Below are 14,066 nucleotides of genomic sequence, written 5' to 3'. Positions count from 1 at the left end.
GCTGATTACCGGGCCGCTTCCGCGGCACCATCACGCTCCGGAATCGCCGTCCATGTTTCGCTGATGCTCACCGGCTTACCGTTCTGGACAAAGCCCATGCCGCGTACCACCACCAGCTCACCGGCCTTAAGCCCCCTGCTGATCTCAACCAGACCACCCGCGCGCAGACCGATCTCTACCGCCCTGATCTCCGCCCTGCCGTCAGCACCGACCAGGGTAAGGAGATGCTTCTCCTGCTTCTGCGTAACCGCCTCTTCCGGAACCACAACGGCCTGCCGCTCATTCTTGCGCAGCACCACCCGCATCAGACTTCCGGGCAGCAACAGCCCCTCCGTATTGTCGATCACGGCACGCAGGAAAATGGAACGGGTCACAGGATCAATCCGCGAATCGATGGCGGAAACCAGGCCGGTGAAACGCTTGCCGGGTTGCGCCTCGCCCGTCGCCTCAACGGCAGAGCCTGCCTTCAGCCCCTGCAGCTGGGTGGACGGGATGGTGAAATCGAGCTTGATCGCGCCGGCCGCGTCGAGGGTGGTAATCACCGTGCCGGGCTGCACCAGCGCGCCGGGACTCACCCGGCGGATACCGAGCCTGCCGTCAAACGGTGCGGTAAGGGTCAACTCGGCAATGCGTGCCCTGATCTCCTGTATGTTGCTGGCCGAAATCGCGGCAAGAGTTCTGCGCTCATCCAGATCGCGGCCTGCCGCGGCCTTGCGTGAGAGAAGTGTTTCAAGCCGTTGGATCTCCCGCTTGTGCTCGGCAAGCTGTGCCTCGGCGGCGGCAAGCTGCGCCAGCTCCTCATCCTGATCCATGCGTACAATCAGATCGCCTTTGCGCACCAACTGGCCGTCACTGAAAGCGACCTCTTCGAGCCTGCCGGCCACCCGTGCGGTAATCGTGACAGCTTCGCCGGCCTGCGCTGTTCCAAGCGCTTCGACCCGGTCGTGCAGGGTGACAGCATATGTCTTCAGCACCACAACCGGCTTGCCGGTGGCCTCTCCGGAACCACTCCCCTGCTCCGAACAGCCGCCTGCCAGCAGTGTCAGCAGTGCTGCAATCAAAAGGGGGGGAGAGAACCGGCAGAGATTCATATCGTGATGCTCGCAATAATATGTGACATATCAGCGTACTCTATGGCTAAAAAACATGCATGCGAAACTACTTTTACAATGATCATCGAAAAGCGACAAATTGTCGCATGGATGCAGCCACCTCCTCCGGCTTGGTCTATAATAGTCATACAGGAGGCGGCCTATGCAGCGACCTTTACAGATTACCGTCCACAATCTCTCACTCTCCGATGCAGCCGAAGCGCGCATTCAGGGCAGGGCAGACAAACTGGAGCACTTTTCAGAACGCATCATCGGCTGCCGTGTCACCGTCGATGCCCCGCACCATCACAAACAGAAGGGGGAGAGCTACGAAGTCCGCATCCTCATCACGCTTCCCGGCGAAGAGCTGATGATCAAACATGAACCGAATGAGGATATCTATGTCGCCATCCGCGACGCTTTCGATGCCGCAGAGAGAAGACTCAAGGAGCACAGCGAGAGGCGCAGCGGCGAGGCAAGGCTGCACGGCGGCAGCTAAATCCGATAACGGAAGCGACCATGCCACTGCATGATATGGTGCGCGATCAGATCGAGCATCGCGGCGTACACGATGCGCGCGTGCTGGAAGCGATGCGGACGGTGCCGCGCCACCGCTTCGTGCTGCCGCAAGACAGATGCGACGCCTATGGTGATTTCCCGCTCCCCATCGGCTTTCACCAGACCATATCGCAGCCCTATATCGTGGCCTACATGTGCGAGCTGGCCCGCCTTGAGCCGAGCGATCACGTGCTCGAGCTGGGTACCGGTTCGGGTTACAACGCCGCCGTCATCTCCCGGCTTGTCGATCACGTCTATTCCATTGAAATCGTTCCGGAGCTTGCCCGGCGCGCTGCTGAAAAGCTGCGCCAGCTGCACTACGACAATATCACTGTCCGCCTCGGTGACGGCCACGATGGCTGGCCGGAGGCAGCCCCCTTCGATGCCATTATCGTCACCGCCGCGGCAGAACAGGTTCCACAGCCACTGCTCGACCAGCTCGTTGAGGGGGGGCGACTGGTGATTCCCGTCGGCAGCCCCTTCTCGTCACAGGAGCTGATACTGCTGGAGAAACGGCAGGGGGTGATCAGGGCCGCACCGAAGCTTCCGGTCCGTTTTGTACCGCTGACCGGAAAAGGGCAAACGCAGGATTGATGTTGTCCGATAGCAGAATATGATTTCGCTGCTAAGATAAGAGTTAGCAATGGATGCTTCGGGGGCATGGAGCAAAGCAACCCCGCTCGTGACGGACCAATGGCAAGAAGAGCAAAAACATGGATAGAGACTATTTTGGCCCTCCCCTGGTGGGCTACCGGTGTGCTTGCAGCGGGATCTCTGCTTATCCCTTACTTCATACAGGCGATTTTCCCTGCCGGTGCGACCCAGGCGGGTTTCGCCTTTAAGCGGGGCATTGTCAGCGGCGCCGAGCTGCTCTCTTATTTCCTGGCGGCAAGCCTGTTCATTGTCGCACTGTACGGTCTCGGAAAGGCACTCTTCGCAGGCCGCCCCTCCGGCAATAGAGCCCGCACAAAAGCTGCTCCGGCCACCCCCGATGCGGCTGTGAAGGCTCCGGCAGAAGCAGCAGATGTTGCCGGGGAGGCTGCTCAGGAGTGGAGCCTCGAGCTGTTGCAGTCGCTTTCAAAAGGCCGCTTTAAAACGCTCTGCAGGGCGCTGTTCGAGGATCTGGGGCTGCTTGCCCGGGAGAGCGACTGCGGCGCCGATCTCGACCTCTATGCAGGAAATTCGCCGGAGTCGCCTGTCGCCATTGCCAAGTGCAAAGCGAGCAGTGATCCCGTGAATGCCGGCGACATTCTGGAGTTCTGTGGCATTGTCGATCAGACCGGTATCGGCAAATCATATTTTGCCACCGCCTCGTCGTTCACCGAAGATGCACGCAATTTTTCAGAGACCTGCGACGTCTCTCTGATCAGCGGCTTGCAGCTGCTCAGGCTGATCACCTCACGCTCTCCTGCAAAATCCGCCGAACTTTTCGAGCTCGCCACCGGTGAAGCGGCCGGAAACCTCAACAACTAAACGCTCACTCAGGTTTACGCCAACCCCTCTGAAGCGTTCACTTCCCGTTCACTGTTGAGGAGCTCTTCCCTACGGTCCCTGGCCAGCAGCATGTAAACGGCCGGCACCACAAACAGGGTGAACAGCGTGCCGATGGAGAGGCCGGTAAATATCACCAGCCCCATGGAATAGCGCCCGGCCGCACCCGCACCACTGGCCAGTACCAGCGGAATAACCCCCAGCACCATCGCTGCCGTGGTCATCAGAATCGGACGCAGACGCACACTGGACGCTTCGATGATTGCATCGAGTTTCGACCTGCCTTTGAGCTGCAGTTCGTTGGCAAACTGAACCATCAGGATACCATGCTTACTGATCAGCCCCATCAGCGTCACCAATCCTACCTGTGTATAGATATTGATCGAGGCGAGGCCGACATTGATAAACAGCAGTGCCCCCAGCAGTGCCAGAGGAACGGAAACCAGAATCACCAGCGGATCGCGGAAACTGTTGAACTGGATGGAGAGCGCGAGAAAGACAATCACGATGGCGAACAGCATGGTGAAGACAAATCCGCCCGACTCCTGCATATACTGGCGCGACGGCCCGGCATAATCGGCCGTGTAACCGCTGGGCGCCTCCTCATTCAGGATGTTGCGCATAAAATCGAGCACCTGCTGCTGCGATACACCCGGCGCATACACGCCCATGATCGTGGCTGAATTGAGCTGCTGGAAACGGTTGATCGACTCCGGCACCACCTCATAGGAGATCGATGCGATGGTGGACGCGGAAATCATATCTCCGGCCGGTGTCCGGATATAATAATCAAGCACCTGCTCGGGATTCAGCCGGAACTCCTGCCCGACCTGCGGCATCACGCGATAAGAGCGGCCGCCTATAGAGAAATAGTTCACATAACCGCCTGCAAGAGCTGCACCGAGGGATGCGCCGATATCCTGCTGGGTCAGGCCGAGGCTGGTCGCCATGTCACGATCCACCACCAGTGTACTCTGCGGTTTATCGATCTTCAGATCGGAATCAATAAAGAAAAACATGCCGCTGGCCTGCGCCCTGGCCAGCACCTTGCCGACAATCTCATTCAGATTCTCGAAGGACTCGGTGGTTTTGATAACAAACTGCAGCGGCAGACCGCCGGAGCCGGGCAGGGCCGGAAACTGAAATGCGGCAACATGTGCACCGGCAATCGTATTCCACTTCTGCTGCAGAATCTGCTGCAGTTCTGCAGCGCTGCGGTCGCGCTCATCCCACGGCTTGAACATTACGCCGCCAATCCCCTGGTTGATCGTTGGCATGCCGGTGAGCTGGAACATCTGGTCATATTCGGGCAGATCCCTTGCCAGTTCGAAGGCCTGATCGGCATAGACCCCCATCTGCTGGGCGGTGGCATTGGGGGCGCCGGCAACATGGGCCAGTACAATGCCCTGATCCTCCTGCGGCGCCAGCTCCGCCTTGGAGGTGGCAAACAGATAGACCACTCCGACCAGCAGCAGCCCCCCCATCACCACCATCACAGGCCATGTCGCCAGTGTGCCGGTTAACCTGCGCCGGTAGGCGTCGTGCAGGCGTGAAAACTGGCGATCAATAAAGATCACCAGCGGGCTCTGCTGCTGTTTGGGCCTGAACATCTTGGAGGTCATCATCGGCGAGAGGGTGAGCGCCACGATGCCGGAGATGGTGACGGCACCGGCCAGGGTAAAGGCGAATTCACTGAACAGGGCGCCGGTAAGGCCGCCCTGAAAACCGATCGGCACATAGGCGGCGATCAGAACCACGGTCATGGCGATAATCGGACCGCCCAGCTCGCGCGCGGCCATGATCGCCGCCTCAAACGGGCTCTTGCCCTCATGGTGCATATGGCGATCGACATTCTCCACCACGATAATGGCATCATCGACCACCAGCCCGATGGCCAGCACAAGCGAGAGCAGGGTGAGCAGGTTGATGGTGTAACCGAGCGACTGCATAATAAAAAATGCGCCGACCAGCGAGAGCGGAATGGCCACCAGCGGCACAATGACCGCACGCCAGTTGCCGAGAAAGATGAAGACCACAAAGGCGACAATCAGCAGCGCCTCAACCAGTGTTTTGATCACCTCGTCAATGGAGCTTTCAATAAACCTGGTACCGTCATAGACAATCTTGCCGGTCAGGCCGTTGGGCATCTCTGCCTGTATGGCCGGGAAGGCGTCGCGCACGCGCTTGATCACCTCCAGCACATTGGCATCGGGAGCCACCTTGATACCGATAAATACCGACTTCTTGCCGCCAAAGGCCGTGGTCAGGTTATAATCCTCCGCCCCCAGCATCACATTGGCGACATCCTGCAGGCGTACGATGGCGCCGTTGCTCTCGCGGATGGCCAGCTGTTTGAACTCATCCACCGAGTGCAGGCTGGTGGCCGCATTGAGTTCAACGCTGACCATCTGCCCCTTGCTGCTGCCCAGGGCCGCGAGATAATTGTTTGCCGCCAGGGCCGCGTAGACATCGGAAGCTGAAATGCCAAAGGCCGCCATGCGGGCGGGATCGAGCCATGCTCGCAGGGCAAACTGGCGTGCCCCGATAATCTCGGCGCGCTGCACCCCCTCGATACCATCGATCTGCGGCTTCACCACGCGCAACAGATAGTCCGTGACACTGTTGCTCGCCAGCACATCACTGAAAAATCCCATGTACATCGAGGCAATGGTCTCGCCGACCTGCACGGTGAGCACCGGCTGCTGCGCCTCGGCAGGGAGCTGATTCAATACGGCATTCACCTTGGCGTTGATATCGGTCAAGGCCCGGTTGGAGTCATGATTCAAGCGCAGGGTGGCGGTGACAGTGGAGGCCCCGCTGACACTGACGGATGAGAGATAGTCAATGCCTTCAGCCTGTGCAACGGCACTCTCCAGCGGCTGGGTGATAAAGCCGGAAACCGTCTCGGCATCGGCACCATAATAGGCTGTACTCACCGTCACCACGGCATTCTGCGTTTCCGGATATTGCCGAATCGGCATATCAAGAATGGCCTGCAACCCCAGCACCAGCAGCAGCAGGCTGATGGTCGTGGCCAGGACCGGCCTGCGGATAAAGATATCGGTGTAGCGCACCCTACCTCTCCTCCGGCTTCGGTGCCGCTTCGTTGGCAGGCAATACGGCATTGTTAATAATCAACGGTGTGCCGTTTTTCAGCTTCAACTGGCCGGAGGTCACGACTGTATCCCCCTCCTCGATCCCCTCCAGGATGGCGACCTGGTCACCGCGTTTTTCACCGGTCTTCACAAACACCTGTTGTGCCAGCAGCCGGGGCTGAGAGTCGGGCTGTTCAGCACCCTTCTCAGCCCTGGCGACAAACAGGGTGGAGCCGTAGGCGTTATAGCTGATGGCCGTCTGCGGCAGCGTCAGCAGCCGCTGAGGTTCGCCGCTATTGATCCTGACATTGACGAACATGCCGGGCAGCAGCATGCCGTCTCTATTGTCGATCCGCCCTTCGATGCGCACATTACGCGTCGAGCTATCCACAGCGGCATTGATGGCGCTGATCGTGCCGGCGACCTCAGCCGTCTCATCCTGAGCCCGGGAGACGCTGATACCCTGGCCCGGCTCCAGCAGCGGAATGAATTTCTGCGGCAGATTGAAATCCACATAGAGGCTCCGGCTGTTCTGCAGGCTTACAATCGGCTCGGCCGGATTAATAAACTGCCCCTGGCTGATGCGACTGACTCCCAGCCGCCCTGAAAATGGCGCCCGAATATGTTTTTTATCTATAACGGCCTGTTGCTGAGACTCCTGCGCCCGGCGACTGGCCAGCTCCGCTTGCGACGCATCCAGCTGTGCCTGACTGATGGCGTGAATCTTGAACTGTTGCTGGTTACGTTTGTGGTTGATCTCCGCCAGCTTGCGGCTTGCAGTCAAGGCCTGCAGATGCGCCATCTCCTCGGCGCTGTTCAACTCCAGCAGCAGATCGCCCTGTTGCACCTCATCACCGGATTTAAAATGGATCTCCTTCACCATACCCGACACCTCTGCGCTGATATCGACGCCTTGCACTGCACGCAGGCTGCCCACCGATGCGAGCCGGGGCTGCCATAACTGCCGCTCCACCTGCACTGCCGTAACCGTGGCGGGGGGCTGCGCATTGGCCGACAGGAACTGCTTCATCATGCTGGCGACAAACAGCTGATAACCGACAATCGCAGCGAACACGCAGCCAACGCTGATCAACATAATAGTCATGCGTTTACTCATAGTTTTTCTCATTGCTGTTTCTCCATCACATCCGCATTTCCACTGCTATGGCCCTGTTGCCAGCCGCCGCCGAGCGCAAACATCAAGGCGGCTGTGTCGTTAAACATCGCAGCGCGAGCCCTGATCAGGTTGATGCGCAGCTGCTGATAGCGCTGCTGGGCATCGAGCAGCATCAGCAGGCTGACCGCCCCCTGGCTGTGCTGCTCCCGCACTATGGCGAGTGTCTCGCCAGCCAGTTTTTCCGCCTCTGTTTCCAGCCGCAGCAGCCTTCCATCCAGCGCAATGGCGGAGAGGGCATCCGCGACATCTGCAAAGGCTGTAAGAACACGCTGGCGATAGTCAGCCGCCGCCTGATCGAAATCGGCCAGGGCGGCGCGTCTTCTGGCGCGCAGCTCCCCGGCCCGGAACAGCGGCTGGGTCAGGCCTGCCCCCAATCCCCAGACCACCGAGCCGGCATTGAAGAGATCGGCGATTTTTGTTGCCTCTGTTGCGTAGCTGGCGGACAAGGCGAGCTTGGGATACATGTTGCTCGTTGCCACGCCGACCCGGGCATTGGCCTGGTGCAGTGCCGCTTCGGCGGCCAGCACATCGGGGCGCCTGCGGGTCAGCTCTGAAGCTATCGTCAATGGAATCTCATCGGGCAGCACCAGCTCATCCATCGCCATTTCCGGCTGGCCCTGTCCATCCGGCATGTTGCCGGTAAGCACGGCAAGCTGGTGGCGCATGGAGGCCACGGCCTTCTGCAGGGGAGGCAGCTGGCTGCGGGTTTGCGCCAGCGTGGTGCGCTGGCTGAGCAGCTCCGCCTTGCCGATGACACCAAGTTCAAACTGCTTTTCGCTCATCTCCAGCAGGCTGGTGGCATCCGCAATAATCGCTTCGGTTGCCTTGACCTGCTCACGCAGCGATGCCTCGGCTACTGCTGCCGTAACGATATTGGTGATCAGCGTCAGCCTTGCCGCTTCAAGCTGACAGGCCTCATATGCAACGCCCGCTTCACCCAGCTCCAGGTAGCGCTGGCCGCCGCCAAATGCATCAATGCTATAGCTGAGCTGCAGCGCGGCATTATGCACCGTGAAGATGCGCGGGTTGCCGGCATTGCCGAATGAGGCCCCTGAGATCCTCTGCCGTGAGCTGTTCAGTGCGGCGTCGGCCCTGGGAAACAGTACCCAGGCGCTGTCGGCATCCAGCGTTTCACGCGCCGAGATCAGTCTCGCTTGCGCTGCCGCCAGTGTCGGGCTGTTGGCCAGCCCCTGCGCAACAAGTTGCGACAGTGACCGGGATTGAAACAGCTGCCACCACTGCTCCGGGACGGCATCGCTGGTCACAAGCTTCGGCGACGCCCCGCCATCGTGCCCGGCTGTGACTGCGCTGCCGTAGGTTGCATCCTTTGGCGGCTCCGGCGCCTTGAAGTCGGGGCCCACGGCACACGCTGAAAGAAGCAGCATGCAGGTCAGATAGGGGGTGAAGGGCTTCACGACTGCGGCCCCTGGCGGGCATCAGAAAACCAGGTGGTCTGATCTATGCACTGCTGCGCCATGCGCCGGCAACGTGCAAAGACCGCCTCTGGGTTCTCCTCCTGCCAGCCGTAACCTTTGAGGAAATTGCTGTAGTTGGTGTAAAAGTATCTGTCGCTCTCATCCGCACCATCGGGACAGAGTGTGCTGGCATATCCGGACTGCGCGGTGCTGGATAGCCCTACACATAACCCCCACATGCCATGGGTAAGGTGGCTCGCCAGCTGCTCAACCTGGTTCCGATCCAGCTGCTCGTAGCCGCTCAGGCTCGTCTCGATCGCCTCAACCACGATGCCGAGAAACATCCCGGCCAGCTCCACATGCAGCTGATTCAGCTCATTGGCCCTCTGCTTTGTCGCCCTTCGCCAGACCGACGGCATCAGCGAGAGGTTATCAATCTCAATCAGGTCGGGGTGGCGCATGGAGATCTGCCAGCTGCAGAGCGCCGTGGTGATGATCTTCTCTATAGCGCTGACGGGCTGATCGGCGATGGCGTTGAAGACGATCCTGTGCTCCAGGACCAGCGTCAGCGCACAAGCGACCAGCAGATCCTCTTTGCTCTCGAAGTGGGAGTATATGGTGCCCATCGAATATTTCGTTTCGCTGGCGATATCGGCCATGCGCAGATCCAGGAAGCCACGCTGGGAAAGCAGCGCAATGCTCTTCTCGATGATCTCCCTCTCCCTGAGTTCACGCTTTTCTCGCCGCTGCATAGCCACCCCGCCGGATTTCCGAATAATATTCGAATATTAATCGAACATTGCTCGCGGGTTCAACTGCTTTATTTCTAAGGGTTATATCTATTGAAGAAATGTATCAGGCTATTTCTTGCACGGACCAAGTCGTTTGCCGGTGATCCGGCTTGTAATCTCCATGCCTTGCGTTGTTATCTGCATCGAGCCCTGCATCGAATCGCCTGTATAGGTTGAGCTACCGTTCATCTCGGAAGGGACACCCTGACTGCTGCAGCGCATGTGCCATGTCACCGTGTTACCGGAGACGGTCTGCTCAACCGTTTCGCAACTCTTATTACCTTGCTCCTGCGTGGGAACCATCATCTCGTTGGTGAGGCACTGCCGGTAGATTACAGGTGGCATGGCAGGCATCCCTTCAGGCATGCCACGCATCTCCATCTGGCTTGTCATCTCCCACTCGCCCTCTTCGAGCAGTTGATCGTCAGAGCAGGCCGTGGCTGAAAAACAAACCAGCAGAGTGAGAGAGAGCGCATTGAAATGATTCATTCTGGCCTCCGCTGATAATCGTTACCTGAAGTTACTATAGCAGAAAATGGAGCCATTCGGCTTGCGATTCATCATTTCGACTGGCCGGTATGGGTGAAAAGATGGATAGATTCGACGCAAAGGCGTAACGTGCAGCCAGCTGGCCAGTTGGAAGATACGGCTAGCGTCCAAAAAATGACCCTTCTTCAGCAGTCTGGCTGACAGGCATCCCACCACCGAACTGAGTCAGCCCATCACTGCAGACCGTTCAGTGGCTTGTAAAGCATTGCCAGGAGCAACCATCATGAGCAAAGAACATAAAAACAGCAGAGAAGGTAAGAAGCACGCAGTTTTGACGAATAAAGAAAAGAGAGCAGCAAAGAAGGCCAAAAAATCGGCCCAGGCCCATTCAGGAGAGCCGCAACGTATTCAGGCTGACCGGGTATAATAAAAGGGAGCCGAATGGCTCCCTTTTTAACTGATGCCTGAGAAGGCAAAAGCCTTTATTGCTCTTCAATCCAGCCGTTAAGCGCTTCGACAATCATCTTCGCCTGCTTGGCGTTGGTGATATTGAACTTGGAGCGGGGCACATATTCGCCGTTACGCTTCTGGTAGCGGCGGATGGTGAACTTGTCCTCACCGTAGGCTTCGGTTTTAAAATCCCAGTTCGCATAGCGGAACATAATCGTGGTCCATGCCCCCTTGCTGAGGATTACTTTGTCCAGCTGCTTGGTGGTAAGGATACCGCCCTCTTCAAAATCGATGGTCAAATCATCAGGTGTCATAGGGTTCTCTCTCTCGTGTCGCGGGGTGGAAAATCGGGCGAACCCTAACGTCCCGCCCCTGTTTTGCACTGGCCGATTCGGGCCGGGCCGCAAAATACCGCTTCGCGAGTGCGTTGACCGCCCCCATTATCTCCATTCCCGACAAAAACATGTGGTTGAATAATCGTCCGATTGAGAAGACCCTGAAGAGATGTTTCATATAGTGGATGATGATAACTATATTCGCGAGTTCCTCAGCGAATTACTCATCCTTCTAGGCCATGGGGTCGAATCGTTTGCCTGCCCGCTACAATACCTGAGCTACATGGAAAGCCCGGGGTTCACCCGGCCCATCTGTGTATTCACTGATATCAGGATGCCGGAGATGAGCGGCTATGAGATGATTGAAGAGATCCACAGGCGTTATCCCGAACAGCGCATTGTCACCATCTCCGGTTATTCACAGGAGAAGCCCCCCGGCCTGCGCACCTGTCAGTTTATCGGCAAGCCTTTCAACCCTGCGGACATTGAACAGCTGGTGACCACGCTGGCCAAGTGCCATGCGATGGATGGCGCCCCTGACGCGGGAGGGGATGTTCGCGGCGGCGCACCGGATGAGTCCTGGAAGTGCCCTATAAACTGTTTCGAGTGTGACAGAAACAAACGACCCGCATAGCGCCTGACACACAACAACCCATATATAGAGCTCATCACCTTTGTCCCGATATTCCGGAAGAATTGAAATCCTGTCGCCTTTTTTCAACATCGCGCACCTCCTTGATAAGGAAGGTTATATTGTACCAGGCGAAATACCCTTTGCCAGGCAGAAATTTCAATGAAATTCCCGTTTATGATAAGACGAAAAAAGGGGAGCCGATGGCTCCCCTTTTTCTTTGCACTGGCTACTGATCAGACGATCAGCCGCGAGTAACTTAGCCGCACTTACTGTCGCCGCACTCGAGACAGCAGTTGCAGTTATCAAGCCTTACAACCGCCATGGCGCCGCACTTTCACATGACGGATGTTCCCATGCTATTCAGCCGCTCTAATCCATTGATGCGATTGCCTCGAACTTGCGTTCCAGGATCGAGTACCTGCTTTGACTGACTGCATCAGGAGGAAGCTGCCCGGCCAGAGCGATAAACAGATCGGAATCTTCCGCCCACTGTTTGAAGGTGTATGCAATGAAGCGGCGTAGTAATGCATCGCTTTCTTCGATTTCGGCGTATAGCTCTTCACGGCCATCGATCAGCGTTACGATATCCTCGAAATCATGGCTGGCCAGATAGTCTCCATTACCGCGACCATTAAAGGCCTCAATCTTGGTTGCGATGAAGTAAGGGGCGCTCACTCGCCTGATAACGGCGCCATCGGCCAGCCGCTCCTCAACCGCATGGACTATGGCATCGCTATACCAGCGGTTGCTGAACCCAAGTATCTCTTCATCATCGGGCATCAGGTCGATAATAAGGTCACCGCTGCGCCAGCGACAACGGATGCCACTTTCAACATCCGGAGTGAACCCTCTCTTTTGCATCTCTGCTTCAATATCGTGAAATTCCAGAGCGCTTGCCACCTCTACAATCAGATCAACATCCATCGTAGCGCGCACATCAGGCGCAGCTGTATCGGTAATCAGCAGGCCGGTTGTGCAACCGCCCAAGAATACCACCTGCTCCCTCAGATCACCCAACCTGTCAGCGACCAGCCCTAGCATAGCCAGGTTAGCGTTCCTGTTCAGGCCCATGCATTTAACCGCTGTCTCAGCAGATTTTCAGCGATTTCGCGCTCGCGGACCCGCCCGTCCCGGATAGCATCGACCAGTGCGAGTAGCTCATAGAGCGCCGCATCCCGCTCTGCAGCCATCGGCACTGACCTGTAGAGCGGCGAAAACGATGGGCCGCGATCCTTACCCTCAGCATGAGGCCATACGGGTGGATTCTCATCGTTCAGGTGCAGCTGATCGGCCACCGGCGAAACCGCATAGGCAGTCTTCATACCCCGGACAATTGCGCCGTGATCCGGTGGGAAGGCGTATTTCACACCATGAATCAGAAACTCCCCCAACGCCTTGCGATTAGGCATTGGTTGCTTATCCGGGCCAAGCTGCACAAGCAGGCGCGCCTGCAGGGCACGCTTGACTCCGGCATTGATCTCCGATGCGCTCATAGCCAGTTCATTAGCTAGCTGTACGTAACGCCATGGCCGCCCCTTAAGAGCCACCAACTTGAGTACAACAACGATATCCTGTGGTTTAAGAATCATGATGCATACGCTATTCGCGATTCGCGAATCGTGCAAGAGGCCTAAAGCACAGGTACAATCTCGACAAATAAGCGGTAAAAGATTGCGTTCTCGCCTTTACGAAAAAAGGGGAGCCGATGGCTCCCCTTTTTCTTTGCACTGGCTACTGATCAAATGATCAGCCGCGAGTAACTTAGCCGCATTTGCTGTCGCCGCACTCGAGACAGCAGTTGCAGTTATCAAGCCTTACAACCGCCATGGCGCCGCACTTGTCGCACTGTTGCCCTTTGGCAACGGCATCGGTGCCCAGCTTCTCTTCGGCCTCCTGACGCTTGGCCTGCAGCTCGGCGTTGTTGAGCTGCCCCTCCATCATGCCGATGGAGATCAGGTGCTGCTGGATCACCTCGCCGATCTCGGCCACGATCGAGGGCATATATTTGCCGCCGCGCTTGTAGTAGCCGCCGCGCGGATCGAATACCGCCTTCAGCTCCTCGACCAGGAAGGTGACATCGCCGCCCTTGCGGAAGATCGCCGAAGTGATGCGGGTCAGCGCCACGATCCACATGAAGTGCTCCATGTTCTTGGAGTTGATGAACACCTCGAACGGGCGACGGTGGCGGGAGCCATCCGGCTCGGTCACCCAGACATCGTTGATGGTGATGTACATGGCGTGCTCGGAGTTCGGCGTTTTGATCTTGTAGGTGTTGCCTTCGAGGATATCGTCGCGCTCGAGCAGTGGCGCGATATGGTGGACCGTCGCCTCCTCCTTTTTCGCCTCACTCTCGGGCTTCTTCACCTCGTAACCGGTGATCTTCTTCTCGATTTTAATTGCCATCATTTACCTCCGTGCATGCGCGGGACTCTCTTCCCGGTCGTGCCCAAAATGTTGCAGCGTGTTCTCATGGTTGCCTTTCATGTCCGGACGCTGCGGCCGGTGGTTGCGGGTGTTCTCATATCCGCCCGAACAAGCGA

At 57.6% G+C, this 14,066-nt stretch carries 15 protein-coding genes; 5 read left to right on the top strand and 10 right to left on the bottom strand.

The annotated features are described in order from the left end of the window. Positions 1-5 precede the first annotated feature (5 nt). Complete coding sequence (locus tag Ga0123462_RS00835) at positions 6-1,091, bottom strand: efflux RND transporter periplasmic adaptor subunit (protein WP_100264564.1); 1,086 nt, start codon at positions 1,089-1,091, stop codon at positions 6-8. A gap of 163 nt (positions 1,092-1,254) precedes the next feature. Between Ga0123462_RS00835 and Ga0123462_RS00830 the strand changes: the two genes are divergently transcribed. The 3 genes from Ga0123462_RS00830 to Ga0123462_RS00820 all read left to right on the top strand — a co-directional run bounded on the left by Ga0123462_RS00830 (position 1,255) and on the right by Ga0123462_RS00820 (position 3,122). Continuing rightward, positions 1,255-1,590 carry an HPF/RaiA family ribosome-associated protein gene (locus Ga0123462_RS00830; protein WP_100264563.1) on the top strand — a complete coding sequence of 112 codons (336 nt, stop codon included), beginning with the start codon at positions 1,255-1,257 and terminating at the stop codon, positions 1,588-1,590. A 20-nt stretch (positions 1,591-1,610) separates the two neighbouring features. Further along, positions 1,611-2,243, top strand: coding sequence for a protein-L-isoaspartate(D-aspartate) O-methyltransferase (locus Ga0123462_RS00825; RefSeq protein ID WP_100264562.1), 633 nt, complete (start codon positions 1,611-1,613; stop codon positions 2,241-2,243). Positions 2,244-2,342: 99 nt separating this feature from the next. Beyond that, positions 2,343-3,122, top strand: a complete 780-nt coding sequence (locus Ga0123462_RS00820; RefSeq protein ID WP_198507351.1) for a restriction endonuclease — start codon at positions 2,343-2,345, stop codon at positions 3,120-3,122. 14 nt (positions 3,123-3,136) lie between these two features. Here the strand turns inward: Ga0123462_RS00820 and Ga0123462_RS00815 are convergent, their stop codons facing one another. The 5 genes from Ga0123462_RS00815 to Ga0123462_RS00795 form a co-directional block, all read right to left on the bottom strand. Continuing rightward, positions 3,137-6,214: an efflux RND transporter permease subunit gene (locus Ga0123462_RS00815; protein WP_100264560.1), complete on the bottom strand. Its 3,078-nt coding sequence runs from the start codon at positions 6,212-6,214 to the stop codon at positions 3,137-3,139. Between the two features lies 1 nt (position 6,215). After that, positions 6,216-7,352 carry an efflux RND transporter periplasmic adaptor subunit gene (locus tag Ga0123462_RS00810; RefSeq protein ID WP_198507350.1) on the bottom strand — a complete coding sequence of 379 codons (1,137 nt, stop codon included), beginning with the start codon at positions 7,350-7,352 and terminating at the stop codon, positions 6,216-6,218. An 8-nt stretch (positions 7,353-7,360) separates the two neighbouring features. Beyond that, complete coding sequence (locus Ga0123462_RS00805; RefSeq protein ID WP_100264559.1) at positions 7,361-8,827, bottom strand: efflux transporter outer membrane subunit; 1,467 nt, start codon at positions 8,825-8,827, stop codon at positions 7,361-7,363. Further along, a complete protein-coding gene (locus tag Ga0123462_RS00800; protein ID WP_100264558.1) occupies positions 8,824-9,579 on the bottom strand; it encodes a TetR/AcrR family transcriptional regulator in 756 nt (251 codons plus the stop codon). The genes Ga0123462_RS00805 and Ga0123462_RS00800 overlap by 4 nt, the downstream gene beginning before the upstream one ends. A 108-nt stretch (positions 9,580-9,687) precedes the next feature. Next, positions 9,688-10,107 carry a DUF3617 domain-containing protein gene (locus Ga0123462_RS00795; RefSeq protein ID WP_100264557.1) on the bottom strand — a complete coding sequence of 140 codons (420 nt, stop codon included), beginning with the start codon at positions 10,105-10,107 and terminating at the stop codon, positions 9,688-9,690. A 283-nt stretch (positions 10,108-10,390) separates the two neighbouring features. Here Ga0123462_RS00795 and Ga0123462_RS11415 point away from each other — a divergent pair, with 283 nt between their 5' ends. Continuing rightward, positions 10,391-10,534: a hypothetical protein gene (locus Ga0123462_RS11415; protein WP_198507349.1), complete on the top strand. Its 144-nt coding sequence runs from the start codon at positions 10,391-10,393 to the stop codon at positions 10,532-10,534. 55 nt (positions 10,535-10,589) lie between these two features. On the opposite strand, the gene Ga0123462_RS00790 is transcribed toward Ga0123462_RS11415, so the two are convergent. Further along, positions 10,590-10,871 (bottom strand): hypothetical protein, encoded by a 282-nt coding sequence (locus tag Ga0123462_RS00790; protein WP_100264556.1) that lies wholly within the window; start codon positions 10,869-10,871, stop codon positions 10,590-10,592. Positions 10,872-11,061: 190 nt separating this feature from the next. On the opposite strand from Ga0123462_RS00790, the gene Ga0123462_RS00780 reads away from it, so the two are divergent. Continuing rightward, positions 11,062-11,526, top strand: coding sequence for a response regulator (locus Ga0123462_RS00780; RefSeq protein WP_100264554.1), 465 nt, complete (start codon positions 11,062-11,064; stop codon positions 11,524-11,526). 369 nt (positions 11,527-11,895) lie between these two features. On the opposite strand, the gene Ga0123462_RS00770 is transcribed toward Ga0123462_RS00780, so the two are convergent. From Ga0123462_RS00770 to Ga0123462_RS00760, 3 genes are all read right to left on the bottom strand, one after another. Further along, complete coding sequence (locus tag Ga0123462_RS00770; RefSeq protein ID WP_100264553.1) at positions 11,896-12,597, bottom strand: hypothetical protein; 702 nt, start codon at positions 12,595-12,597, stop codon at positions 11,896-11,898. Beyond that, on the bottom strand, positions 12,588-13,115 hold the full coding sequence (locus Ga0123462_RS00765; protein ID WP_100264552.1) for a hypothetical protein: 528 nt from the start codon (positions 13,113-13,115) through the stop codon (positions 12,588-12,590). The genes Ga0123462_RS00770 and Ga0123462_RS00765 overlap by 10 nt, the downstream gene beginning before the upstream one ends. A 172-nt stretch (positions 13,116-13,287) precedes the next feature. Then, positions 13,288-13,929, bottom strand: a complete 642-nt coding sequence (locus Ga0123462_RS00760) for a TSCPD domain-containing protein (RefSeq protein WP_100264551.1) — start codon at positions 13,927-13,929, stop codon at positions 13,288-13,290. Between the last annotated feature and the right edge of the window lie 137 nt (positions 13,930-14,066).

Origin of the sequence: Mariprofundus ferrinatatus, assembly GCF_002795825.1 — a bacterium.
GTDB lineage: Bacteria > Pseudomonadota > Zetaproteobacteria > Mariprofundales > Mariprofundaceae > Mariprofundus > Mariprofundus ferrinatatus.
This window is presented reverse-complemented; position numbering and strand designations above follow the sequence as displayed.

Bases quoted from the DNA above. Each gene is read 5' to 3' on its own strand.
- Ga0123462_RS00790 (WP_100264556.1), bottom strand. From the start codon at position 10,871: ATGACACCTGATGATTTGACCATCGATTTTGAAGAGGGCGGTATCCTT.
- Ga0123462_RS00780 (WP_100264554.1), top strand. From the start codon at position 11,062: ATGTTTCATATAGTGGATGATGATAACTATATTCGCGAGTTCCTCAGC.
- Ga0123462_RS00765 (WP_100264552.1), bottom strand. From the start codon at position 13,115: ATGATTCTTAAACCACAGGATATCGTTGTTGTACTCAAGTTGGTGGCT.
- Ga0123462_RS00770 (WP_100264553.1), bottom strand. From the start codon at position 12,597: ATGGGCCTGAACAGGAACGCTAACCTGGCTATGCTAGGGCTGGTCGCT.
- Ga0123462_RS00820 (WP_198507351.1), top strand. From the start codon at position 2,343: ATGGCAAGAAGAGCAAAAACATGGATAGAGACTATTTTGGCCCTCCCC.
- Ga0123462_RS00760 (WP_100264551.1), bottom strand. From the start codon at position 13,929: ATGGCAATTAAAATCGAGAAGAAGATCACCGGTTACGAGGTGAAGAAG.
- Ga0123462_RS11415 (WP_198507349.1), top strand. From the start codon at position 10,391: ATGAGCAAAGAACATAAAAACAGCAGAGAAGGTAAGAAGCACGCAGTT.
- Ga0123462_RS00835 (WP_100264564.1), bottom strand. From the start codon at position 1,091: ATGAATCTCTGCCGGTTCTCTCCCCCCCTTTTGATTGCAGCACTGCTG.
- Ga0123462_RS00800 (WP_100264558.1), bottom strand. From the start codon at position 9,579: ATGCAGCGGCGAGAAAAGCGTGAACTCAGGGAGAGGGAGATCATCGAG.
- Ga0123462_RS00825 (WP_100264562.1), top strand. From the start codon at position 1,611: ATGCCACTGCATGATATGGTGCGCGATCAGATCGAGCATCGCGGCGTA.
- Ga0123462_RS00810 (WP_198507350.1), bottom strand. From the start codon at position 7,352: ATGAGTAAACGCATGACTATTATGTTGATCAGCGTTGGCTGCGTGTTC.
- Ga0123462_RS00830 (WP_100264563.1), top strand. From the start codon at position 1,255: ATGCAGCGACCTTTACAGATTACCGTCCACAATCTCTCACTCTCCGAT.
- Ga0123462_RS00795 (WP_100264557.1), bottom strand. From the start codon at position 10,107: ATGAATCATTTCAATGCGCTCTCTCTCACTCTGCTGGTTTGTTTTTCA.